This is a genomic window from Rhizobium lentis, from assembly GCF_017352135.1.
Lineage (GTDB): Bacteria > Pseudomonadota > Alphaproteobacteria > Rhizobiales > Rhizobiaceae > Rhizobium > Rhizobium lentis.
The window spans coordinates 2,261,698-2,284,661 of record NZ_CP071454.1 but is presented as its reverse complement, the minus strand read 5'-3'; the positions used below and the strand labels follow the sequence as shown (position 1 = coordinate 2,284,661).

The window sequence follows — 22,964 nt, the reverse complement described above, 5'->3', positions numbered from 1 at the left end:
CAAACTCCAATCGGTTCACGCGCCGGACGGGCGGCACAGTTTCAAATAGTCCGACGATGCATGTCGAGTCAAACCGCGGGTGAAGCAATGCCGGCGCAATGGCAGGGCTGCCTCGGCAACCCGTGAATTTGTAGGGGGAAAAGAAAAGAGCCTGGCGCGGGAGGAGGTGCGCCAGGCTCTTGATCCTGACTGACAACTGGGAGGAGGAGTGTTGTCAGTCCGATGTAAGAGCGCTTGGGAGGAGGAGTGCGCTGCTTACGAAGATAGTGATACCCCATTCATTTGAGCACGAATAGCGAAATTACCGCAATGCAGCAATGCAGTGAATGCATGGCGCGCCCTTAAAATGACGGGTTAACGCCTCATTTTGCAGCATGTTTGACCAGATGGTCAAAATTTTGCTGAAAAATGCGGCTCTGGGAAATTGTCGAAAGCTCGCCCCCCGCTCGCGGGGCGAAGGTGATATGCCGCCCCCTCTCCGTTCCCACCTCGCTGTCGTATGGCACGTCCCCTCTCCCCGTCTTTACGGGGTGGGCAGCCACCAGCGCAAACCGGCCTGCATTGAGGCTTCAATCAAGCCGCTTTGAAAACCCTCCGGCCCTCGGCATCGAGTGCCGAGAACTCTTCGTCCGACAGCGTGATATCGACCGCCGCGACGTTTTCCTCGAGATGTTTGACCTTCGAGGTGCCGGGAATCGGCAGCATCACCGGGCTACGCTTCAGCACCCAGGCGAGAGCGATCTGGCTCGGCGCGGCATTGTGCCTTCTGGCGATCGTATCGAGCAGCGAGCCCGGCTTTGCCAGATCGCCGGCGGCGAGCGGATACCAGGGAATGAAGCCGATATTGTGCTTGGCGCAATAGTCGAGCACGTCCTCGCTGGTGCGATCGACAAGATTGTAGCGGTTCTGGACAGTGGCGACCTTAAAGTGTTTCGAGGCCGCCTCAATGTCGGCGACGGAGACTTCGCTCAGACCCGCATGGCGGATGAGACCAGCATCGAGCAGCGACTTGATCGCATCGAACTGCTCCTTGGCCGGAACCTTCGGGTCGATGCGGTGGAGCTGCCAGAGGTCGATCTGCTCGAGGCCGAGATTGCGCAGGCTCTTATGCGCCTGCTGGATCAGATATTCGGGCCGGCCGACCGGCAGCCAGATATCGGGACCGTGGCGGGTCAGGCCGCCCTTGGTGGCGATGATGGATCCTGCGCCATAGGGATGCAGCGCTTCCTTGATCAGCCATTCGGAGACATCGGGACCGTAGGAATCGGCCGTATCGATGAAATTGACGCCGAGCTCCGGCAGGCGCTTCAGGGTGCGGATGGATTCGGCATGATCGGCCGGTTCGCCCCAGATGCCGTTACCGGTGACGCGCATGGCGCCGAAGCCGAGACGATTGACTTCGATCTCGCCGCCGATCCTGAAGGTGCCTGACTTGGCTGCATTGTGACTGGACATGATCTTTCCTCTCTTGATCAATGAAAACGTTCAAAGTCGGTGGAGCGGCCGAAAGCCGGACGGTCCGACAGCGCGGGCCACGGGATGCGGCGCTGTCGAGGATGTCTTCGATTGTGAATGTCTGCCCTAAGATGCCCGGCATCGTGATGATCCGCCGGCGGCGATATCGGGAATGCGGCCGCCGTGACGCTTGCAGATATAGGACGGCACCTGCGGGGATAACAGGGAGGGCACCGAAAACATCGCCGGCGCCGTAGCCCTGCATCGGACTATCGGTCGCGCTGCGTCGAGCCTGCCGCTTGCGCTCGGCCAGTGATCCGTTCAGCCGGCGGATTCGTCGGAAAAGGCGGCGACATCGATGTCGGCTTCCCCGTCACGATACCGAAAGCGCTCGCGCGACAGTTCCAGCGGCTTGCGGCGCGAGATCCGGTAGACGGACGCCGGCGGCAGATTGCGGACCGTGCCGCCGATGCGCACGGCCTTCAGGCCGAGGCGGTCGAGGATCGGCCGCGGCACCGGGCAGCGCGGGCCATAGGTAAACTGATAGACCGCCCCGCCCGGCCGCATATAGGTAAAGACGCCGGCAAGGATCGAGGCGATCTTGCGCGGCGACATGGACAGAAGCGGCAGGCCGCTGATGACGGCGCCAACCGGCTCGCCGTCGAAAATATCGGCCTGGGCAAGGTGGGCCGCGTCCATCTGCAATATGCGTGCCGCCGGAAAACGCGCCTGCAGCGCATCGATAAATTCCGGGCCATACTCGATCAGCGTCAGATCCGCTTCACTGATGCCGCGGGCGAGCAGCGCCCGGGTGAACACACCCGTCCCCGGCCCGAGTTCGATGATCGGCCCGTCAAGTGCGGCAATTTCGCTGGTGATGATCCTGGCAAGTGAATCTCCCGACGGCGCGATGGCAGCCACTCGAAGCGGATTGCTGATCCAGGAACGGAAAAAATGCAGGAAATCCGAACATGCAGCCTTTGCGGTCATGACTGTCCCACCTTTTTGAAATTCAATTGATTATCAATGCGACCATCGCGGCCAGCATGGCAATTCCAAGGCAGAGACGTCAATCGCGCTTGCGAGCCGGCATTTCTACGGCGTCTGCGATGATTTTGCACCTGTGCGACATGCGTGGAAGGCTGGAAAGGCGGGGCACCGTCCTCGGTACGGAAAGGGGCGGCCCGAAAGCCGCCCCTCACCGGTGCCGAGGCATCAATAGTTGCAGCTGGAGCTGCTCGAGGGGTTGAAACCGAGCTTGCAGCCCATGTTCAGCGGCTTTTTCGGATCCATCATGTAGGGCGAACTCATCGTATCCGCGCCGCGCTCACCGATCGAACCGGTCGTTTGCCTGTCGCGCTGCACCCGGTTCCCATCCCGGGCAACCGGCTGCTGCTCGACTGCGCCCTGTTCCGTCGCGCTCGACTGGAGCGGAACGGCTTCAGCCGAGAACGCGGAAAGGCCGATCAGTGCGCCGAGGGCTGCGGCCGCCAGGCCACTCTTGAACGTCGTGATCATTGTCGTCTCCTTGGGAGGATTACGTGCATTTACGCCGAGGAGTTAGGAAGCCGATTTGTCACAATCTACCGCACCTCAATGGAGGTCACGAACATGTGAGCGGCGCCCCGAAGCAGGAAAAAGGCGGCTCGCGCCGCCTTTTCATTTGCCGGCTCAATAGCCGTTATCACAGGGCATGCTGCCGGGACCGATCGATCCAGAAAACGTAGGGTTGCACATTGTCGGAGCCGCCGGTCTGTTCACCGGCTGGTGGACAACGGAGCCGGTGGTGCCGGCTTCGACGCCGAAAGCGGCAAGCGGATACCAGGAACCATCGGAATGGCGGCGAGTGCCGGGCTGCTCGGCTCGGAAGCCTCGATAGCCATGCCAGAGCCCGGCATGTGGCTTATATTGCAAGGTTTTTGCTTGAGAAATATGGGGCGGCTGAACCGTTTGAACGGGAGCTGCCCGGGTTGGGCCGATCGGCGCGAGGGCGAGAACGGCACCGAGTGCGAGGGCGGAACGGACAAAACTGACGATCTTCATGATAAACCCTCCTTCGTGGATTTATCTCTGCAAAATCCTCTCCGACACGCTCGGTTCCGTGCGCAGCAATGACTTCCAAAACTCGTGATTGCAGGCGATCCCAGGTGAGCTTTTCGCGAGAAAACGTGAAAGGTCGCGATCAGGGGAAGAGCTCGGCGGACGCTGATCAGAAATGCGAATTCTCTATTCTCAATTCGCGTATAATGCCCGGTATCCCTGGCCGGAGAGGCACGCCACATATTGCCGGTGGGCGGCGGCCCGCGCCGTCGTTTCGGCCTCCAGCGCATCGGCCTCGGCATAGCCGGTCAGCTGGGCGCGCAGCTGATACTGCTTTTTCGCCTCGTCATACATGGCATTGCCGTCGGTCACGCAGATGCTTTGAGCGACGACCGGCGGATTGACCGGCACACCGACGGGCAGAAGCACGGGCGCGTTTGCATGGTCGACGCAGCCGGCAAGCGCCGTCATCGTCGCGAGCACGGCCAGAGCCCGATAAATTCCCACCCTCATGCATTCCTCCGGCCGAAAGCGCCTTAAAGATTGTCAGGCCTGATACATGAGGAAGGTTGCGCGAAACTAGGCAGCCATCGGCACCCCTCGCGGTGCGATGAGATTTACCAACGCTGATCTTCCCGTCCAGGGAACATCTGCGGACTTCATGCGTTCACCTTTGTTCAGGAGGGGAAGATCTGTCCTACTCCTGGAGGAGTAGAGGAGAACAGTCATGAGAAAGCTTAGCGTCGCCGCGTTGTGCTTGATCATAAGTGTCCCCGGCATCACTCCGGCTCAGGCGTTTCCGGCCATCAACCCACCCAGGATCGAATCACAGCAGCGGATAGAACAGGTGCAGTGGCGTGGCCGAGGCGGTCACTGGGGTGGTCGTCATTACCGAGGCGGGTATTATCGGGGTTATCGTCATCATCATGGAGCAGACTGGGGTTGGGCCTTGGGTGGCCTGGCTGTCGGCACCATTCTCGGCAGCGCCTTGTCGCAGCCCTATTACGGTTCGTATTACGGCTCGCCCTACGGCTATTACGGCTCGCCCTATGGCTATTACCGTCGGCCCTACGCCTATTATGGCCGGCCCTACGCCTACTATGGGCGCCCGTATGGCAGCTATGTATCGTCACGCTATTATGGCGCCGGCGCCCACGAGCGCTGGTGCTATGCGCGCTATCGTTCGTACAGGGCATTCGACAATACCTTCCAGCCCTATTACGGACCCCGCCGTCAGTGCATAGGCCCGTACTGATAGCACGGCCGCGGCGGTCGCCCGACCCGGCGGCCGCCCACGCTCTCGCGATCTGTCCGCGAGGCGTCTCGGCATAGAATACCGGCGAAGCGCAATCCGGCCGGCGATAATTCCGTCTGACGTCGCTTCACAAGCTCCGCCGGCGCTCTCCATCGGCTTCCGGCTCGCTGTCATCTGCCGATGCCTGTAACTCCCACCAAAATCTATATAGCAGTTCGGAATCCCGAAATAGGTCGCGGCATTGAAATCATTGCATCTTCCTCCCTGCCGACGGCTTATGAAGCACGGCGAATTTCGGATTCCCGAAGCGGGGGAATTTCGGGATCCCGAAGTGAGGTTTTTTTCTTCCGACCGAGGCGGCCGCGCTTGTCGGCGGCAATCCTGCGGTCGGTCTCGGACCATTTCCGGCACCTTTGGGCCGTACATCGCTTCCACTCGTCGGTTGCCGGCGCGCCTTCGTGGTCCCCGACGAAGGTGAGCGTGAATAGGTTGGGATGGGCGACCCCGCTCCCCGCCCGGCCGCGGCGAACCTTGAGGAGCCCCTTATATTCCAGCTCGTCGAGCGCATCCGCCACATATTCGCCGGTCACGCCGTAGGACACGAATTGCGGATGCGTCACGACAAGCCTCCCGTTTTCCAGGCCGGCATGGGCGACGTGCTCGATGACGACGCGGAAGAAGGCGCGGCAGGCATTCGCGCTCAGCGACGTGAACGCCGGGATGCGAAAGGACGGCATGAGGGACAAGGGTGCTATGGTCTATGGCCAGCGGCTGCTGGCGTTGATGTCGATCTTGCTGGGAAGCGCCGTCCAGGCTTTCCCTGCGATCATCCGATCACGATATCCAATTGGTCATTCTGTGCGACCGGCAATGTAAGCGCTGAGGGCGGCGCCGCTGATTGGAAAATCGTTCCTGCATGGACTCGCGACGAAGCCATAAGCGCGTATTTCGGAAACGACCCGCGGCTCTTGGCAAACCACGGACTTTGCAATGCCAAATTCCAGCGCGTCGTCCTCTGCCAGCCGGGATGGCAAACCGGCAACCCGGATGCGTGTTCATATCTGGTTTGCAGCGGTTTTTACTCAGCCCTGTTCGGGAAGAAAGAGAGGGAAGCCTATGAGAGAGAGCATCCGAACGCTCAATAGATTTTCCTTTGCCGCCTAGTCTAGCGGCAGAGACGGCAGCGGCCGAGGAGAAGCTGCGGCTGGAGATAAACATGCCGGCGTTTCAGTAAGCAGCTCACTCCTCCAGAAGACGTCTCGTTCAGACGGCACCTCGACACGCCGGATCAATTGCCTTAGGCGAGCAGGCGGCGGAGAATACGCAGTGGAGATCCTGCAGTCATGCAAACCAATTGGAAGAAGCCGGTGACGGTTGCCCTTGAAGGCCCGGATCAGTGGGTGGTCATCCGGACGACCCAGGCCGCAACATGGGCGCTGATCGAAGACTGGCCGACCGAAGAAGGCCCGGCCCTGGACAGGGCCTGCGCGGTTTGCGCCGATGTCATGTCGGGAAAACGAAACCGGGAAGAGGCGCGGCAGGCTTTCATCGAAGCTGCGATCGAAGCCGGAATCCCGATCAAGGAATGAGCCGGCGACTTATCTCGTGCGGACACCTTTACGAGGCGAAGCGATGATCGAGGCGTCGGCGCGCCAACCATTTCCGAAAACGGGCTTTGCTGATGCATTAGGAAGAGAATGGCGCACCCGAAGAGATTCGAACTCCTGACCCCCAGATTCGTAGTCTGGTGCTCTATCCAGCTGAGCTACGGGTGCGTGCAAATTGCGGCGGTGCCGCTTGCGTGGGCGATCCTCTAAAGGGTCCTTTCGGACAATGCAAGAGCATTTCTGAAAAAATCGCGTCTTTGTCCGGAAGGGTCGCGCCCCGGCGAAAAGCTTTTACTTCTCGCTCTGTGTCCGGTTGCGGTAATCGTCCAGCGAAACCGGGCGATCGGGGATCTCGACACGGAACTGGGTGCCGACCGTCGGCTTTTCCACCAGCGCGATGGTGCCGCCATGGGCGAGCACCAGCTCGCGGGCAATGGTAAGGCCGAGGCCGGTGCCGCCGGAACGGGCCGAGCCGCGGAAGGCGGCAAAGAGGTTCTGGCGCGCCTTCAGCGGCATGCCGGGACCGGTATCGTCCACCGTGATGCTGACGACGCTGCCGACGCGCTGGGCGGAAACGGTGATGCGCCGGATGGCGCCTGGGCCGCCCTCGCCCGGCGAGGTCAGCGCCTGCAGCGCGTTGCGGCAGAGATTGTGAATGACCCGGAAAAGCTGCTCGCCATCGGCATCGACCTCGAGATCGCTCGCGAACTGCTCGACAAACTCGATGCCGCTTTGCGGCTCGATCGCCAGCATGTCCTTGACGTCCTGCGTCAGTTCCAGCAGCCGGACGTGGCGGCGGCGAGGCGCCGATTCGCTCGCCTTGCCATAGGACAGCACTTCCGTCGTATAACCGACGGCGCGGTCGATGGTGCGCAAGAGCTTCGGCGCGAAGCTCTTGACCATCGGATCCTCGACATCGACGAGCCGGTCCGACATCAGCTGGGCCGAGGCCAGGATATTGCGCATGTCGTGATTGATCTTGGAAACCGCCAGCCCGAGGGCGGCGAGGTTTTTCTGCTGCTTCAGCGTCTTTTGCAGCTCCATCTGCATCGAAGTGAGGTTACGGCCGGCCACCGCCAGCTCGTCGCGGCCGCCGTCCCCGATATAGATATGCGCCGGATTTTCCGGATCGGAGGAGAATTGCTGCATGCTGCCCGTCAGCCGGCGAATCGGGCCGATGAGAATGCGGTTGATCGCAAAGAAGATCAGCGTCGCGGTGAAGAGCGAGATCAGCACCGAAAGCAGCAGCATGTTGCGGGAATAGCCGAACATCGCCGTGCGCAGCTGCCGGTCCTTCATCACCACCTCGACGCCGGTATTGGTGTCGCCGACGGGGCCATAGACGCGGATCATCCTGCTGCCGCCGAAGATGAGGGTGTCGAGCGCATCGCGGATCGCCGTCAGCGGCGGCACGTCGGTGAGGTCGTAGGACTCGTCGACCGAGGTCGGCATGTCGGTCGTCGCCAGCAGCCGCGACGTGCCTTCCTTGCGCAGCACGATAGCCTTGGTGCCGGTCGCCTCGAGCGTCTCCTTCTGCAAGGCGCGCGGCAGCTCGACCGGCTGCAGCCCGTCGATGACGATGGCGGCAGCGGCGGCCGTGTTCAGCCTCTCCTGCAACCAGCGTAGACGCATGCTGGCGACCGAAGGGAAGAAGATCAGGATTTCGGCGAGCATGATGAAGATAACCGTGAGCCAGAGCAGCTTGCCCGACAGTCCGCCGAACATGCCAGACGGGCACCGCCCCCTGGCAGCCTCGCCAGCCGCCGGGTCTTCCGCCGAAGGATTGTCGCCCTGATCACGCACCGGCATTTTCGTCTCGCCCGATCGGCAGCATTGGAACCGCCCTCACCGCTGGAACTCTTATATTAGACCAAGACGCTCCGCTTTCAAATCTTTGCGAACAGCGTCACGTCGTCACAAAGAAACGTCCGGCCTGGAAGAAGCCCCCCAACCCCTCGCCACAAGGGGGAGGGACTAATTTGTGGCGCCCGCGGGCAGCAAATATCAGCCTTTCAGCGGATAGAACGATTAAGTGGGAAGCGCCGGTGGTGCCGCAGGTTAAGCCCCTGCCCTTGTTGGGAGGGATTTGGGGCGGGGTCTTTGCCCGGCGCGGGCAGAAAGAACGAACGCCGCCCGGAGGCGGCGTTAGAAGACGGCGTGATCAATCGAGCTTAAAATTCTTCCCAGCTCTGTTCGGCAGGCGCCGCATTGCCGCCGAAGGCGCGGGCGACCTTGGCGATCGCCCGGCGGGCGGGCGAGGCGACCGGCTGCCTCTGCGGCTCGTTGCGCACGAGCGCCACGGGTGCCGCCGCATCCGACAGCTTGAAGCGGGCGATGAGGTGCACCAGCCCGTTGGCCTCGGCCGAAAGCCTGTGCGTGGCGGCGGAGGTCTCCTCCACCATCGCCGCATTCTGCTGGGTCACCTGATCCATCTGGTTGACGGCGGTATTGACCTCCTTGAGGCCAGTCGACTGCTCGACGGCGGCCGTGGCGATCGAATGGATATGATCGTTGATGGCAATGACGCGGGTGCCGATTTCGGACAGCGCCTCGCCGGTCGCCTGGACGAGCTTGACGCCGACCTGCACCTCGTCGCCCGATTTGGTGATCAGCGCCTTGATGTCCTTGGCGGCCGTCGCCGAACGCTGGGCGAGTTCGCGCACTTCCTGCGCGACCACTGCGAAGCCCTTGCCGGCCTCACCGGCGCGCGCTGCCTCGACACCGGCATTCAGGGCCAGGAGGTTGGTCTGGAAGGCGATCTCGTCGATGACGTTGATGATCTGGCTGATTTCGCGCGAGGCCTGTTCGATGCGGCCCATGGCCTCGACGGCATTACGCACGACGACGCCGGAGCGGCCGGCATTTTCCTTGGCTTCGGACACCATGACGGTGGCTTCATGCGCCCGTTCGGTAGAGTTCTGGACGACGGCGGTAATCTCGTCGAGCGCCGCCGAGGTCTGCTCGAGGGCGGCAGCCTGCTGTTCGGTGCGCTTCGACAGATCGTCGCTGGCATTGCGCAGCTCGGCGGTGTTGGCGTTCATCGCTTCCGTCGTCTCGCGCACTTCGCGCATGGTCGCCTGCAGCGTTACGAAGCTGTTGTTGACATTCTGCTGCAGCTCGGCGAAGGCGCCCTGGAATTTGCCGTTCATCGTCTGGGTCAGGTCGCCTTCGGCAAGGCTTGCAATGACGCGGCGGGTCTCGCCAATGCCGGCATCGACGCTCGAGAGCAGCATGTTGATGTTGCCGGCGAACTGGTTGAGGTTCTCGTCCTGATAGTCCTTGTCGATGCGGTGGCTGAAATCGCCGGCGGCAGCGGCGGCCACGACGACAGACATGCTCGACTGCAGATCATCGCTCTTGGCGCGCATTGCCGCTTCCTGGGCGTTCAGGCGCTTGACGGCAAGGCCGTTCTCCTTGAAGACAGCGACCGCAGCGGCCATTTCGCCGATTTCGTCCTGGCGGCCGGCATAGGGAACCTCGGCCTCGAAATTGCCGTCGGCGACCTCCTTGATCGCATGGGTGACACGCTTGATCGGGCTGCTGAGATGGCTGGTGCCGATATAAAAGCCCATACCGATGCCGACGGCGATACCGATGCCGGTGATGCTGAGCACCAGCATCAGGACCCAGCTGCGGAAACTTTCGATCTCGGCGTTGACGGCTTCGAGCGCCGCCTTATCGGTGGCGACGACCGCGTCGATTTCCGCCTGGAAGGCCTTGCGGTTGGCGCGGTTGGCCTCGTTGTTGCCCTGCTGGCTGGCTGCCTCGGGACCGACTTCCGTGCCGAGGCGGGCCGTCTCCGTGCGGAACGTGCGGAATTCGGCGGCGCGGGAGACGAGCTTGGCGAAATCGGCCTTCTCGCTTTCGGGAACGAGCGGCGCCCAGTTGGCGATGACCTTGTCGATCTCATCCAGGGCGGCCGTCAGGCCCTTGGCGAAATTCGGCGTATCCTTGATCGTCTTGGCCGCATAAATGCCGCGCGATTCCATGACGACGGCGGTGACGAAACGGTTGAGGCGTTCACCGGCATAGGCGCGGGCAGCGGCGTGCTCATAGGCCGTGAGATTACGGCTGTATTCATGCATGGCGGACAATGCCGTTGCGCCGATCAGAAGGGCGACGGCGCCCATGACGCAAACCAGCAGATTTATTTTCCCGCGGATCTTCAATGCAATGCCTCCTAGCTACCCCACACTGCCTGGAAAGCAAATTCCAGCCGATGATCGGATTATCGGGGAAATTGATTAAAGTTAGATTTCTAATATTTACGATTATGACTGCGAAAATGATCCATTCCCGCGTCGGCCCGAGGCGCAAACCGCTGAAAACCAAGACGATCGGCGTGCTTGGCGGCAAATTACAACTTCACGGAGCAGCGCGATTTTATTAACACTTCAGTGTGTGAAAACCGTCCTTAATTTGGCACCGCAAGTGAAATGATCCGGTATAATTGACTTTGGCGGGCTTCGTCCGTATAAGCCGCCGCACGTCCGGTCACTCAAGGCCTTCATGGCCCGCCCGTTCGAAAAACAACGCTCCTTGCACTATGCAAATTCAAGAAGGGCCGCACTCCGCGGTGTTTAAATAAATGAAGCGTACCTACCAACCATCCAAGCTTGTTCGCAAGCGTCGCCACGGCTTCCGTGCGCGCATGTCCACGAAGGGTGGCCGCAAGGTCATCGCTGCCCGCCGCGCGCAGGGCCGCAAGCGTCTTTCGGCCTAAGGCCGGATTGCCCGATAAGAGATGGCGGGCGAATTGACGACCAGTGAGAAAAAACACACTGTCGGGCGGCTGAAGAGCCGCCCGCAGTTTCTTGCCGTGCGCGAGGGCGAAAAACGCCGCGGCGGCCTCTTCCTCCTCGAAGTCCTCGACCGGAGGGAACCCGACAGCCAAGCGCGTGTCGGTTTTACAGTCACCAAAAAACACGGTAACGCGGTCGAACGGAACCGCATGCGGCGGCGCCTGAAAGAGGCGGTGCGGCTTCATGCAGGGTTTGCAATGCAGCCCGGACACGACTATGTGGTTGTCGCGCGCAGGGACGTGCTTGAGGCGTCCTTCCAGGAATTGGCCGCGGAATTGAAATCCCGCGTGGAAACCAAGCCGAAACACCGGCGCTCCGGAGACGGACGCCCCAGGAACGTATGATGGAAAACAACCGCAATTACTTCATTGCGATCGCTCTCTCGGTGCTGATCGTCCTCGGCTGGCAGTTTCTCTATATGAATCCGCGCATCGAGGCCCAACGGAAAGCACAGGAAGCGCAAAAGGCACAACAGCAGACCGAGCAGGCTCAGCAGCCCGCGGCAGGCGGTCAGACGCCCGCCCAGACGAGCGGTGCTGCGCCTTCCGGCCAGGCGGCCGCAACGGCGACGCTTGAGCAGGCGCTCGCAAAAACGCCGCGCATCGCCATCGATACTCCTGCGCTTTCCGGCTCGATCAACCTTGCCGGTGCCCGCCTCGACGACCTGAAGCTGAAGGGCTATCACGAGACCGTCGACGACTCGAGCCCGATCATCACACTGTTCAGCCCGGCGGAAACCAAGGACGGCTACTTCACCGAGCTCGGCTATATCGGCAGCGACACGACGGGCGCCGTCCCCGGTCCCGCGACGCTCTGGACGGCACCGGAGGGCGCCAAGCTCACCGAAAAGACGCCAGTGACGCTCTCTTATACCAATGACAAGGGCCTGACCTTCACCCGCACGATTTCGGTCGACGAGCGCTACATGTTCACCGTCGCCGATAAGATCGAGAATACCGGCCAAGCGCCCGCCTCGCTCTCCTCCTACGGCCGCGTAACGCGCTATAACAAGCCGACGACGCCTTCGATCTACGTTCTGCATGAAGGCTTCATCGGCGTCATCGGCGATGACGGTCTCATCGAAACCAAATATAGCGCCGTCGAGGAAGAAGCCGTGCAGCCAGCCAAGTCCACTGGCGGCTGGCTCGGCATCACTGACAAATATTGGGCCGCGACGATCATTCCACCGCAAACCTCGGCCTATGAAGCGCGCTTCTCGCATTTCGCCGACGGCCAGCCGCGCTATCAGGCCGACTACAAGGACGACGCCTTCACCGTTGCGCCTGGCCAATCGATCGAGCTCAAGAACCTGGTCTTCGCCGGCGCCAAGGAGGTGCCCGTCATCGACGGCTATGAAGCCAGCTATTCGATCCCGAAGTTCGACCGCCTGATCGACTGGGGCTGGTTCTATTTCATCACCAAGCCGATGTTCAAGTTGATGGACTTCTTCTATCGCTTCTTCGGCAATTTCGGCGTGGCGATCCTTTGCACCACCATCGTCGTGAAGCTGTTATTCTTCCCGCTCGCCAGCAAGCAATATGCCTCGATGGCGAACATGAAGCGCGTGCAGCCGAAGATGGAGGAGCTGAAGACGAAATTCGGCGACGACCGCATGGGGCTGCAGCAGGCGATGATGCAGCTCTACAAGGAAGAAAAGATCAATCCGATCGCCGGCTGCTGGCCAGTGGCGCTGCAGATCCCGATTTTCTTCTCGCTCTACAAGGTGATCTACATCACCATCGAGATGCGGCATGCGCCGTTCTTCGGCTGGATCCAGGACCTTTCGGCGCCCGATCCGACGACGATCGTCAACCTGTTCGGCCTGCTGCCCTTCGAAGCACCGGCCATCTTGCATCTCGGCGTCTGGCCGCTGATCATGGGCATCACCATGTTCGTGCAAATGCGCATGAACCCGACACCGCCCGATCCGACGCAGGCGATGATCTTCAACTGGATGCCGCTGGTGTTCACCTTCATGCTGGCAAGCTTCCCAGCCGGCCTCGTCATCTACTGGGCCTGGAACAACACGCTCTCGGTGCTGCAGCAGTCGCTGATCATGAAACGCCACGGCGTCAAGATCGAGCTCTTCGACAATCTGAAGGGCCTGTTCCGACGAAAAGCGGCGCCATCGAAATAGGGCCCGCAGCGTTCCGTCATGCATGGGCTTGGCCCACGGCTGCTTGTTTGCGCCGGGCTGCCCCTCACCCTAGCCCTCTCCCCGTAAAAACGGGGAGAGGGGACGTGCCCTGCGAGAGGTGAGCAGGGAACGGAGAGTTCGCGGCATATCCCTTCGCCCCGTTTACGGGGAGAAGGTGGCGGCAGCCGGATGAGGGGCCGTTATCAACCAACTCCCGGGCCGAGGATGACCCGGTTGAGAGCGAGCTTGTCAAACAAACTTGATAGCAGATCAAACCCGGAGAGCCCCGCATGCCCGAAACCGAAAAGCCGCTCTTCGGCCACCCCTGGATCTTCATCCGCGGCGTACCGTCGCTCAACTTCCTGCCGCCGGAAGGGCCGCTTGAGGTGGCCTTTGCCGGGCGGTCGAATGTCGGCAAATCGTCGCTGATCAACGCGCTGGTCGGGCAGAAGGGCCTCGCGCGCACATCGAATACGCCGGGACGCACGCAGGAACTCAATTATTTCGTTCCGGACGGCTATTCCGGCGAAGCGGCTGACCTGCCGCCGATGGCGATCGTCGACATGCCGGGCTACGGCTATGCGCAGGCGCCGAAGGAGCAGGTCGACAAATGGACCAAGCTCGTCTTCGATTACCTGCGCGGCCGCGCCACGCTGAAGCGCGTCTATGTGCTGATCGACAGCCGTCACGGCATCAAGAAGAATGACGAGGAGGTGCTGACCCTGCTCGACAAGGCGGCCGTCTCCTACCAGGTCGTCCTGACCAAGACCGACAAGATCAAGGCGCCCGCCGTGCCGAAGCTCCTGGCCGAGACGGCGGACAAGATCCGCAAGCGTCCGGCTGCCTATCCCGCCGTGCTGTCCACCTCGTCCGAAAAGGGCGACGGGCTCGACGAGCTGCGCCAGGCGATCGCCGAAACCGTCGGCATTGCCAGCTGGAAATAAAAGGGCGCTCCGAAAAGCGCCCCGTGCCTCTGCCGATACGGTCGTTTTACATCTTCGGCAACAGCACCTTGTCGACGACGTGGATGACGCCGTTCGACTGTTTGACGTCGGCGATCGTCACGTGGGAGATGCCGCCGTTTTCATCGGTCAGCGTGATCTTGCCCATGCTCTCCCTGGCTTTCAGCACGCAGCCGCCGACGGTCTTGATGTCGTGCTCACCGCCGTCATCCTTGATCATCTTGGCAACCGTCTTGGCCATCGCATCGGCGGCCACGACGTGGCAGGTCAGAACCTTGGTCAGCGTCGCCTTGTTTTCCGGCTTCAGCAGCGTATCGACAGTGCCCTTGGGCAGAGCTGCGAAAGCCTCGTTGGTCGGCGCAAAGACCGTAAAGGGCCCCTTGCTTTCGAGCGTGCCGACGAGGCCGGCAGCCTTGACGGCGGCGACCAAAGTCGTGTGATCCTTGGAGTTTATGGCATTTTCGACGATGTTCTTGGTTTCGAACATCGCTGCGCCGCCGACCTTGGGGTTCTTCGCATCAGCGGCGAAGGCGACGGCTGACATGGCGGCTGCGAGCGTAAAGCCGCGCAACAGGTTCTTGCTCATGATTTTCTCCTCTGGCCGGGCACCGTCCGCTGGGCGTCATGCCTCAAGCGTCGTCCGGACATTTCGAACTACGGAAGGCCGTGCCGAAGAGTTTCACACAGGAGAAATTGATTCATGGTGGCGCAAAATCATGGCCGCCGCACCGTGCCGCTCGCAATCACCGGGCCGGTCACCTGTCCGGTCGGCGAGCCGCCGAAAGGTTCGAGGCTGACGGCAAGGGTTGCGCCATCGGCGACATTGCCGCGCAGATCGGCGGGAATGACGAGTTCACCGCTCTCGCCCGGCTGGAAGATGCCGAGGGATTTCGGCGTGCCGCTGCCCGGCACCAGCCAGAGTTCCAGCGATTTTTCTTCCGGCTTGCCGGCCGCGACGGGCACGATCTTCAGCCGGCCGCTCTGGATCTCGTAGGAGGCGTGAAGATTGATGGCGTTGTTCTGGCCGGAAAGCTCGGCCACCAGCGGTGTCGGCCCCTGCGGCTGCGGCACGACGCCGGAGGCGAAGATGACGGCGCTGACGGCGACGACGATGCAGGCAAAGGCCAGCGAGCGCCAGAAAACCGCCGAATTCCAGAGCCCCTGCGAGAAGGATGCGGGCTTTTCGGCATTGCCGAACAGTCGCGACTCGATCTGCTTGAAAGTTTCACGGCTTGGCGCCACGCCGTCATATTCGTCGTTGAAGGCGGAGAGATTGGTTTCCCAGCGGCTGACGATTGCCGCAAAGGTGCGATCGTGGCGCATGCGCTCTTCGACCACCCGGCGATCCTGCAGCGACAGGACGCCCAACACATATTCGCCGGCGAGAACCTCGTCTCGGGAGCGGTCTCCCTTGCTTTTGTCGGGCGATGTCATCGTTCCATGCACTCTCTCAGTTTCAAGAGGCTGCGCCTGAGCCAGGTCCGCATCGTATTCAGCGGGACATCAAACTGATCCGCCAGTTCCTGATAGCTCAGCCCTTCGACATAAGCCCGTTTCACGGCGACCGCACGATCAGCTTCCAACTCTTCCATGCAGGTGTCAATCCGCCTTCCTTCATCCCTGGTCACCGTCTGACTTTCCGGGTCGGGTTCGGAATCGGCAAGATCGTAAGCGCTGTCGAGTTCGTCGGCGACGGGCTTGCGCGCGCGCATGAGATCGATCGACCGGTTGCGTGCAATCGCGGCCAGCCATGCCGTCGACGAGCCCGTGGCCGCCTGGAAGCTCCGGGCTCGCTGCCAGATGCTGATATAGACGTCCTGCAGGGCTTCCTCGGCTTCCGTGCGGTCCTTCAAGATACGCAGGCAGATTGCGAAAAGTTTCGGCGCAGTCTGGTTGTAGAGGGCAACGAAGGCCTTGCGATCGCCGAGCGCGACCCGGCCGATCAGCTCCTTGATCTCATCGCCTGGCATGCCGTTCCCCATATCGTACTTGCGCTCAGCCGGCGGGCGAATTCCTCCGGCTCCGTGCCACATACGAAAAACTATTGCGTTCTGGATTATTCCCTCTGTCAGAAACTTGCGATAAAAGGCCGCGATCAATTCCTGCGGGGTTCCCATGAACGAGTCCGAAAGCGAAATCCAGGCACGGCTTCTGGCCAAGGCGCTGCCCTTCATGCAGCGCTACGAGAACAAGACGATCGTCGTGAAATATGGCGGTCACGCCATGGGCAACCCCGAACTCGGCAAGGCCTTTGCCAGCGACATCGCGCTTCTGAAGCAGTCGGGCGTCAATCCCATCGTCGTTCATGGTGGCGGCCCGCAGATCGGCGCCATGCTCAACAAGATGGGCATCGAATCGAAATTCGAAGGCGGGCTTCGCGTCACCGACCAGAAGACGGTCGAGATTGTCGAGATGGTGCTCGCCGGCTCTATCAACAAAGAGATCGTCGCGCTGATCAACCAGACGGGCGAATGGGCGATCGGCCTTTGCGGCAAGGACGGCAACATGGTCTTCGCCGAAAAGGCGCGCAAGACCATCAAGGACCCCGATTCCAACATCGAGCGGGTGCTCGATCTCGGCTTCGTCGGCGAAGTGGTGGAGGTCGACCGCACACTGCTCGATCTGCTCGCCCGCTCCGAGATGATCCCGGTCATTGCGCCGGTGGCGCCGGGCCGCGACGGGGCGACCTACAATATCAACGCCGACACTTTCGCCGGCGCCATCGCCGGCGCGCTGAACGCCACCCGCCTGCTGTTCCTGACCGACGTGCCCGGCGTGCTCGACAAGAACGGCCAGCTGATCAAGGAGCTTTCCGTCGCCGAAGCGCATGCGCTGATCGCCGACGGCACGATCTCGGGCGGCATGATCCCGAAGGTCGAGACCTGCATCGATGCGATCAAGGCCGGCGTGCAGGGCGTCGTCATCCTGAACGGCAAGACCGCCCATTCCGTCCTGCTGGAGATCTTCACCGAGCACGGCATCGGAACGCTGATCGTTCCCTGAGCGAGGCTGCGCCCTTCACGACGCGAAGGGCGCCTCTCCATGAGCCTAAATCTGCCTGCATTCTCGTGAAACGACCGTCCGACAGGACGAAAATCGCCCGATATAGCCTTGGCAAGATTTGCAATCGTGCTTTAGGTTGCGGCCCGAATTCAAACGGGTCGAGCAAAAGATGCGCCTTCAGGACTGCCATAATTTTCATGATTTCCGGCGCATGGCCAAACAGCGTCTTCCCGGGCCGATCTTCGACTATATCGATGGCGCGGCCGATGACGAGGTGACCTATCGGCGCAATACGGCGGCCTTCGAGGCTTGTGACCTCGTGCCCGACGTTTTGCGCGGCGTGGCCGAGGTCGACATGTCGGTGACGGTCATGGGGCAGAAACTGGCAATGCCGGTCTATTGCTCGCCGACGGCGCTGCAGCGGCTTTTTCACCACCAGGGGGAGCGGGCGGTCGCGGCGGCGGCGGCGAAATACGGCACGATGTTCGGCGTGTCCTCACTCGGTACGATCAGCCTTGAGGAAGCGCGGCAGATCAGCGCCGGGCCGCAGGTCTATCAGTTCTATTTCCACAAGGATCGCGGCCTCAATCACGAGATGATGGCGCGGGCGAAAAATGCCGGCGTGCAGGCGATGATGCTGACGGTCGACAGCATCACCGGCGGCAATCGCGAGCGCGACAAACGCACGGGTTTTTCGATTCCCTTCAAGCTCAACCTCGCCGGAATGACGCAGTTCGCCATAAAGCCCTCCTGGGCGATCGGCTGGCTGACGCATGAGCCCTTCCGGCTGCCGCAGCTCGAAAACCACGTCAAGATGGATGGCGGCGCGCTGTCGATCAGCCGCTACTTCACCGAGATGCTCGACCCCTCCATGTCGTGGAACGATGTGGCGGAGATGGTGCGCGCCTGGGGCGGACAATTCTGCCTGAAGGGCATCATGTCGGTCGAAGACGCCAAGCGCGCCGTCGAGATCGGCTGCACCGGAATCGTGCTTTCCAACCATGGCGGACGCCAGCTCGACGGCTCGCGCAGCGCTTTCGACCAGCTCGCCGAGATCGTCGATGCCGTCGGCGACCGGATCGACGTCATGATGGATGGCGGCGTGCAGCGGGGAACCCATGTTCTGAAGGCCCTGTCGCTGGGGGCCAAGGCCGTCGGCCTCGGCCGCTACTATCTCTTCCCGCTCGCCGCTGCCGGACGGCCCGGCGTCGAACGGGCGCTGGAGACGATGCGCACCGAGATCGAGCGCGACATGAAGCTGATGGGCTGCACCTCGGTCGACCAGCTGACGCGGCGCAATCTGCGCTTCCGTTCCTGAAGCCCTTCCGGGCAGCCTTCAGAGCAGGCTGTAAATTGCTGCCGCGTCCTGCTTCAGCTTTTCCATCATCGACCGGTAAGGACCGGGGCCGTAACTGATACGGCCGACGCCGAGCTTTGCCAGCGTTTTCACATCCGGGGCTCCTGCCCGCATCATGACGTTGACCGGAAGCGACGATGCCGCGCAGATCTTTTCGATCAAGGCTGGATCGATCAGGCCGGGAACGAAGAAGCCGCTGCCGCCGGCCGCCGCATAGGCCCTGCCCCGCTCGATCGCCTCGTCCACAAGGCCAGCATGTTTGGCAAGGTCGCTTTCGGCAAGAAAGAGGTCGGTGCGGGCATTGATGAAGAAGGGAATGCCCCTGCCGTCGGCCATGCCGCGAATGGCGCGGATGCGGGCCGCCTGGCGCTCGACCGGATAAAGCCCCTCGCCGCTCACGATCCGATCCTCGATATTGATGCCGATGGCGCCGACATCGACCAGCCTGGCGACATTGGCGGCCGCACCCTGGGGTTCCGCCGAATAAGCGCCTTCGAAATCGACAGAAAGCGGCAGGTCGATGACATCGGTGATGGATTTCACCGTCTCGACCAGCACCGGCATCGGCAGCTTCTCGCCATCGGCAAACCCATGGGCTGCGGCGACCGACCAGCTTCCGGTCGCGAGCGCCTTGGCGCCGGCATCGGCAACCGCCTTCGCCGTGCCGGCATCCCAGATATTATAGAGGACGATCGGATTGCCCTTCCGATGAAGCGAGCCGAAAAGCTCGGCCTTTTCAGTCTGGTTCATGCTGTCTCCTCCATCCTTGCCCGTGTGTTGATCTGCGGGCTGATCTTCTCTTCATGGCGCAACAGCCATTGCTTGCGCCAGAGCCCGCCCCCGTAACCGGTCAGCGACCCATCGGCGCCGAGGACGCGGTGGCAGGGCACGATGATGGCAAGCCGGTTGGCGCCATTGGCGCGGCCGACGGCACGCACCACCTCCGGCCGCTCCATCTCCCTTGCGAGATCGCCATAGGCGCGCGTCTGACCGACGGGGATTTCCATCAGCGTTGCCCATACATGCTTTTCGAAGGGCGTGCCGCCGAGCGCCAGCGGCGTCCTGAAGACGGCCAGCCGGCCGTCGAAATAATCCCTTATCTCCGCCTCGATCTGATCGATCGCCGGCGTGCGGCCGACGGCGACGGAGGAGCGGACGCGCTTCTGCAGGGCTTCGAGCTCGGTCGGCAGCGCCTTACGGTCGTGAAACTCGAGAAGATGCAGATGCGTCTTGTCGGCGACCGCGATCATCGGCCCGAGCGGCGAGTCGAACCAGTCGGCAAACAGCAGTTCGCGGTTCTGCGAGAGCGCCGGCGCCTTGCCGACGAGCCGCTGGAAGGCCGACCGGAAGCCGCTCGAAGAGCCGTATCCGGCGTCGAGCTGCGCATCGATGACGCGCGCCCCGTCCGCCAGTTGCCGGGCGGCTTCGCCGAGCCGGCGGAAACGGACGATGTCGTGGAAAGTCATGCCGAGCGCCCGCTTGAAGGCGCGCCGCACGGTCGAAGGATCATGGCCTCGTCGAATAAGCTCGTCCTCGCTCCAGCGAACCTCGGGTTCGTCGTCGAGCCGCGCCAGCAGCTCATCGACAACAGGCTCCCGGCCCGGCTGCTCCAGCGGCTTGCAGCGCCGGCATGGGCGAAAGCCCGAATGCATGCAGGCGGCGATCGTATCGAAAAACAGCGTGTTTTCCCTTTTCGGCTTGCGTGCCGGGCAGGTCAGGCGGCAAAAAATGCCCGTCGTTTTCACGCAGACATAGGCCTGGCCCTCGTAATCGGCGCTGCGCGCGATCAGGGCGTCATAGAGCGTATCATCGTCGGGACGTTCGAATAACATGCCGACTTTCTAGCATCCTCGGCCGCGGCCGTCCGCCGAAAATCGGGCGTCTATTTTATTCCGCTGCGTCGAGGCTTTTTGAATGCCGCTGCGGGCGCAGCATAGACTCCTCCTCGTCATCCTGTGGCGCACCCCAGAAATTCTCGAGCGTCGGACCATCCTTGATATGACGGCGGCGAAAGAGGAATTCGAGGATCTCGTGAAACCAGACGCGGCGGCCCATCTGCGTGTACCAGCGCATGGAGTGGCGCTGCTCGGGATCGCGATGGACGAGGATACGCATCAATGCCTTCGGCCGGGCCTGGACCGCCACCTCGATGAGCTTGACGCAGATAACCAACACGAACGGGCTTAGATGGCGCATCCTCAGGACCTGATGCTTGTAATCCCATTTGCGGATGTCGGTCTCGATCACCCGCCGGTCACGGGCAATGCGGAAGAAGGGTGTCCAGCGATGCGGCGTCACATAGAGCGCCTGGATCTGGTCGGGATCATAGGAGAGCAATTGCCGGAAGCCGCGCCAGAGATCGCTCAGTTTCTCCTCTTCGAAACCCACCACCCAGGTCGCCATGGAGAGAATATCGTACTGGCGCAGGAGGCGGATCGCCTCCCGGTCCGTTGCTTTCGCTCCTCCTTTCTTGATCAAGGCCAGGGTTGCCTCATCGGTGTTTTCCATACCGAGCAGCCAACGGACGACACCAGCCTTGCGGTAGAGAGGCAGGATATCGGCGTCGCGGACAATGTCATCCGCCCGGGTCGACCCGACGATCTGGACGGGCACGTTCTCGGCTATCATTGCTTCGAGGAAAGCCAGCCAGGCCTTCCGCGACGAGGTTGGATTCTCGTCGGCAAGATTGATGAGCTCAACACCTTCTTCGCGATAGAGCCTGGCGATCTCGCGGGCAAACAGTTCCGGCGAGCGGTGACGCCAGCGGGTCCAGAAACCGCGCTGTCCGCAATAATTGCAAAGATGCGGACAGCCGCGGGAGAACTGCATCACCACCGCCCGCTTGCCGCCCCAGTAACTATAGCGGCGATGATCGATCAGCTCCCAGCCGACGCGATAGGCATCGAGATCGGCAATCGCCTGCGCCGGTGGTGTTGCCAAGACTTTGCCGTTGCCATCGCGAAAGGCGATGCCGGGAATGGTTGCCAGCGGCGGCCGGTTTGTCGCGAGGGCATCGGCGAGGCGCCGCATCGTTTCCTCGCCTTCGCCACGCACGAGGATATCGAATGCCGCCGTCTCGGCGAGCACCTCCCGCCAGTGATAGGTCGGAAAGACGCCGCCATAGATGATGGAGATTTTGGGATCGCGGGATTTGATCGCCTCTGCGATCGCGCGGGCGGTGGGATGAGCCGAGGTCGAGCCGGAATGGCCAATCAGCACCAGATCGGGGCGGCCGGCCACCACATGGCCGACAATCTCGGCTAACTCCATCGGTCCGAATTCGGCATCGACGAGGCTGACGGCGTGACCATCATCGAGCAGCGGCCCTCCTACGGAGAGAAGACCAAGCGGCGGAAGGTGATCATCGGGAATACGACTGCCGATCGCCGTATGCGGCGGATTTACCAGAACGATCCTCATGCGACTTACCCTTCCGGGCCCCCTGACTGACGCAGGCAGAAGTCACCAGCGATCAATGGCTATATTCAGCCAAAATCCTCTTAAAGTTGTGAAATTCTAGCGGCATTTTTGCGGTGGCCGATGTCGCCAGGCTTGGAAGGCAAAAGCCTTTGGTTTCCCGTCGCAGCCGTGCCATAAGGGCGGCCATGACAAAGATCGACCGCACGCCTGAAAGAGCCGATTTCGAACACGTCACCGACTGGGTGTTCGACCTCGACAACACACTCTATCCCCATCACGTCAACCTCTTCGCGCAGATCGACAAGAACATGACCGCCTATGTCGCGGCGCTCCTGCAGATGGAGCGGGAGGAAGCGCGCAAGCTGCAGAAGCAGTATTATCTCGACCACGGCACGACGCTGCAGGGCCTGATGATCCATCATGGCATCGATCCGAACGACTTCCTCGAAAAGGCGCATGCGATCGACTATTCGGGCCTGACGCCGCAGCCGGAGCTCGGCGAGGCGATCAAGGCGCTGCCGGGGCGCAAGTTCATCTTTACCAACGGCAGCGTCAGGCATGCCGAGATGACGGCCGGCGCGCTCGGCATTCTCGAGCATTTCGACGACATCTTCGATATCGTCGCCGCCGACTACGTGCCGAAGCCGGCGCAGGCGACCTATGACAAGTTTGCGGCGCTGAAGCGCGTTGAAACGAACAGGGCGGCGATGTTCGAGGATCTGCCGCGCAATCTGACGGTGCCGAAGGCGCTCGGCATGCAGACCGTGCTGCTGGTGCCGCGCAATCTGGAAGAGACGGTCGTCGAATGGTGGGAAAAGACCAGCGGCGAGGAGGATCACATCGATTTCGTCACCGACGACCTCGCCGCCTTCCTCGGCAAGATCACCGGTCCCGGCTGAAGCGCGCCGCGATCGGTTCCGACGCCT

At 61.7% G+C, this 22,964-nt stretch carries 22 protein-coding genes, 1 tRNA gene and 2 pseudogenes; 10 read left to right on the top strand and 15 right to left on the bottom strand.

Annotation, left to right across the window (positions count from 1 at the left end; translation table 11 throughout):
- Positions 1-573: 573 nt before the first annotated feature.
- From J0663_RS11000 to J0663_RS10980, 5 genes are all read right to left on the bottom strand, one after another.
- Complete coding sequence (locus tag J0663_RS11000) at positions 574-1,455, bottom strand: aldo/keto reductase (RefSeq protein WP_207240387.1); 882 nt, start codon at positions 1,453-1,455, stop codon at positions 574-576.
- Positions 1,456-1,776: 321 nt separating this feature from the next.
- A complete protein-coding gene (locus J0663_RS10995; RefSeq protein ID WP_207240386.1) occupies positions 1,777-2,445 on the bottom strand; it encodes a class I SAM-dependent methyltransferase in 669 nt (222 codons plus the stop codon).
- A gap of 225 nt (positions 2,446-2,670) precedes the next feature.
- On the bottom strand, positions 2,671-2,973 hold the full coding sequence (locus J0663_RS10990) for a hypothetical protein (RefSeq protein WP_207240385.1): 303 nt from the start codon (positions 2,971-2,973) through the stop codon (positions 2,671-2,673).
- A 153-nt stretch (positions 2,974-3,126) separates the two neighbouring features.
- On the bottom strand, positions 3,127-3,498 hold the full coding sequence (locus J0663_RS10985; protein ID WP_207240384.1) for a cell surface protein: 372 nt from the start codon (positions 3,496-3,498) through the stop codon (positions 3,127-3,129).
- A gap of 189 nt (positions 3,499-3,687) precedes the next feature.
- Positions 3,688-4,008 carry a hypothetical protein gene (locus J0663_RS10980; RefSeq protein WP_207240383.1) on the bottom strand — a complete coding sequence of 107 codons (321 nt, stop codon included), beginning with the start codon at positions 4,006-4,008 and terminating at the stop codon, positions 3,688-3,690.
- Positions 4,009-4,222: 214 nt separating this feature from the next.
- Here J0663_RS10980 and J0663_RS10975 point away from each other — a divergent pair, with 214 nt between their 5' ends.
- A complete protein-coding gene (locus J0663_RS10975; protein ID WP_207240382.1) occupies positions 4,223-4,750 on the top strand; it encodes a BA14K family protein in 528 nt (175 codons plus the stop codon).
- A 275-nt stretch (positions 4,751-5,025) separates the two neighbouring features.
- On the opposite strand, the pseudogene J0663_RS10970 reads toward J0663_RS10975, so the two are convergent.
- Positions 5,026-5,469, bottom strand: a pseudogene (locus J0663_RS10970) (hypothetical protein); the annotation flags it as partial.
- Between the two features lies 1 nt (position 5,470).
- Between J0663_RS10970 and J0663_RS31210 the strand changes: the two are divergent.
- Together J0663_RS31210 and J0663_RS10965 are read left to right on the top strand one after the other, a co-directional pair.
- Positions 5,471-5,895, top strand: a pseudogene (locus J0663_RS31210) (hypothetical protein).
- 198 nt (positions 5,896-6,093) lie between these two features.
- Positions 6,094-6,339 carry a DUF982 domain-containing protein gene (locus J0663_RS10965; RefSeq protein WP_207240381.1) on the top strand — a complete coding sequence of 82 codons (246 nt, stop codon included), beginning with the start codon at positions 6,094-6,096 and terminating at the stop codon, positions 6,337-6,339.
- A gap of 109 nt (positions 6,340-6,448) precedes the next feature.
- On the opposite strand, the gene J0663_RS10960 is transcribed toward J0663_RS10965, so the two are convergent.
- The 3 genes from J0663_RS10960 to J0663_RS10950 all read right to left on the bottom strand — a co-directional run bounded on the left by J0663_RS10960 (position 6,449) and on the right by J0663_RS10950 (position 10,526).
- A tRNA-Arg gene (locus tag J0663_RS10960) sits at positions 6,449-6,525 on the bottom strand.
- 123 nt (positions 6,526-6,648) lie between these two features.
- Positions 6,649-8,166 (bottom strand): ATP-binding protein, encoded by a 1,518-nt coding sequence (locus J0663_RS10955; RefSeq protein ID WP_207240380.1) that lies wholly within the window; start codon positions 8,164-8,166, stop codon positions 6,649-6,651.
- Positions 8,167-8,528: 362 nt separating this feature from the next.
- Entirely contained in the window at positions 8,529-10,526 is a 1,998-nt protein-coding gene (locus tag J0663_RS10950) for a methyl-accepting chemotaxis protein (protein WP_207240379.1), read from the bottom strand.
- Positions 10,527-10,945: 419 nt separating this feature from the next.
- Here J0663_RS10950 and rpmH point away from each other — a divergent pair, with 419 nt between their 5' ends.
- The 4 genes from rpmH to yihA all read left to right on the top strand — a co-directional run bounded on the left by rpmH (position 10,946) and on the right by yihA (position 14,240).
- On the top strand, positions 10,946-11,080 hold the full coding sequence (gene rpmH, locus J0663_RS10945; protein ID WP_008524438.1) for a 50S ribosomal protein L34: 135 nt from the start codon (positions 10,946-10,948) through the stop codon (positions 11,078-11,080).
- 21 nt (positions 11,081-11,101) lie between these two features.
- A complete protein-coding gene (gene rnpA / locus J0663_RS10940; protein ID WP_207240378.1) occupies positions 11,102-11,503 on the top strand; it encodes a ribonuclease P protein component in 402 nt (133 codons plus the stop codon).
- On the top strand, positions 11,503-13,296 hold the full coding sequence (gene yidC, locus J0663_RS10935) for a membrane protein insertase YidC (protein ID WP_207240377.1): 1,794 nt from the start codon (positions 11,503-11,505) through the stop codon (positions 13,294-13,296). The genes rnpA and yidC overlap by 1 nt, the downstream gene beginning before the upstream one ends.
- 290 nt (positions 13,297-13,586) lie before the next feature.
- The gene (gene yihA / locus J0663_RS10930) at positions 13,587-14,240 is read left to right on the top strand and encodes a ribosome biogenesis GTP-binding protein YihA/YsxC (RefSeq protein ID WP_207240376.1); all 654 of its coding nucleotides are present in this window, start codon (positions 13,587-13,589) and stop codon (positions 14,238-14,240) included.
- 46 nt (positions 14,241-14,286) lie between these two features.
- Here yihA and J0663_RS10925 read toward each other — a convergent pair whose 3' ends face one another.
- The 3 genes from J0663_RS10925 to J0663_RS10915 form a co-directional block, all read right to left on the bottom strand.
- Positions 14,287-14,844 carry a fasciclin domain-containing protein gene (locus tag J0663_RS10925; protein WP_207240375.1) on the bottom strand — a complete coding sequence of 186 codons (558 nt, stop codon included), beginning with the start codon at positions 14,842-14,844 and terminating at the stop codon, positions 14,287-14,289.
- Between the two features lie 128 nt (positions 14,845-14,972).
- On the bottom strand, positions 14,973-15,692 hold the full coding sequence (locus tag J0663_RS10920) for an anti-sigma factor (RefSeq protein WP_207240374.1): 720 nt from the start codon (positions 15,690-15,692) through the stop codon (positions 14,973-14,975).
- Complete coding sequence (locus tag J0663_RS10915; RefSeq protein WP_207240373.1) at positions 15,689-16,228, bottom strand: sigma-70 family RNA polymerase sigma factor; 540 nt, start codon at positions 16,226-16,228, stop codon at positions 15,689-15,691. Before J0663_RS10915 ends, J0663_RS10920 begins: the two co-directional genes overlap by 4 nt.
- A gap of 145 nt (positions 16,229-16,373) precedes the next feature.
- On the opposite strand from J0663_RS10915, the gene argB reads away from it, so the two are divergent.
- Together argB and J0663_RS10905 are read left to right on the top strand one after the other, a co-directional pair.
- Complete coding sequence (gene argB, locus J0663_RS10910) at positions 16,374-17,261, top strand: acetylglutamate kinase (protein ID WP_207240372.1); 888 nt, start codon at positions 16,374-16,376, stop codon at positions 17,259-17,261.
- 169 nt (positions 17,262-17,430) lie between these two features.
- Complete coding sequence (locus J0663_RS10905; RefSeq protein ID WP_207240371.1) at positions 17,431-18,579, top strand: alpha-hydroxy acid oxidase; 1,149 nt, start codon at positions 17,431-17,433, stop codon at positions 18,577-18,579.
- An 18-nt stretch (positions 18,580-18,597) separates the two neighbouring features.
- On the opposite strand, the gene J0663_RS10900 is transcribed toward J0663_RS10905, so the two are convergent.
- From J0663_RS10900 to bchE, 3 genes are read right to left on the bottom strand one after another with little or no spacing between them, the layout of a single operon-like run.
- Positions 18,598-19,368, bottom strand: a complete 771-nt coding sequence (locus J0663_RS10900; RefSeq protein ID WP_207240370.1) for an isocitrate lyase/PEP mutase family protein — start codon at positions 19,366-19,368, stop codon at positions 18,598-18,600.
- Positions 19,365-20,450 (bottom strand): bifunctional transcriptional activator/DNA repair enzyme AdaA, encoded by a 1,086-nt coding sequence (locus J0663_RS10895; RefSeq protein ID WP_207240369.1) that lies wholly within the window; start codon positions 20,448-20,450, stop codon positions 19,365-19,367. The genes J0663_RS10900 and J0663_RS10895 overlap by 4 nt, the downstream gene beginning before the upstream one ends.
- A gap of 55 nt (positions 20,451-20,505) precedes the next feature.
- The gene (gene bchE / locus J0663_RS10890) at positions 20,506-22,038 is read right to left on the bottom strand and encodes a magnesium-protoporphyrin IX monomethyl ester anaerobic oxidative cyclase (RefSeq protein WP_207244382.1); all 1,533 of its coding nucleotides are present in this window, start codon (positions 22,036-22,038) and stop codon (positions 20,506-20,508) included.
- A gap of 185 nt (positions 22,039-22,223) precedes the next feature.
- Here bchE and J0663_RS10885 point away from each other — a divergent pair, with 185 nt between their 5' ends.
- Positions 22,224-22,937: a pyrimidine 5'-nucleotidase gene (locus J0663_RS10885; RefSeq protein WP_207244381.1), complete on the top strand. Its 714-nt coding sequence runs from the start codon at positions 22,224-22,226 to the stop codon at positions 22,935-22,937.
- The last annotated feature ends 27 nt before the right edge of the window (positions 22,938-22,964 follow it).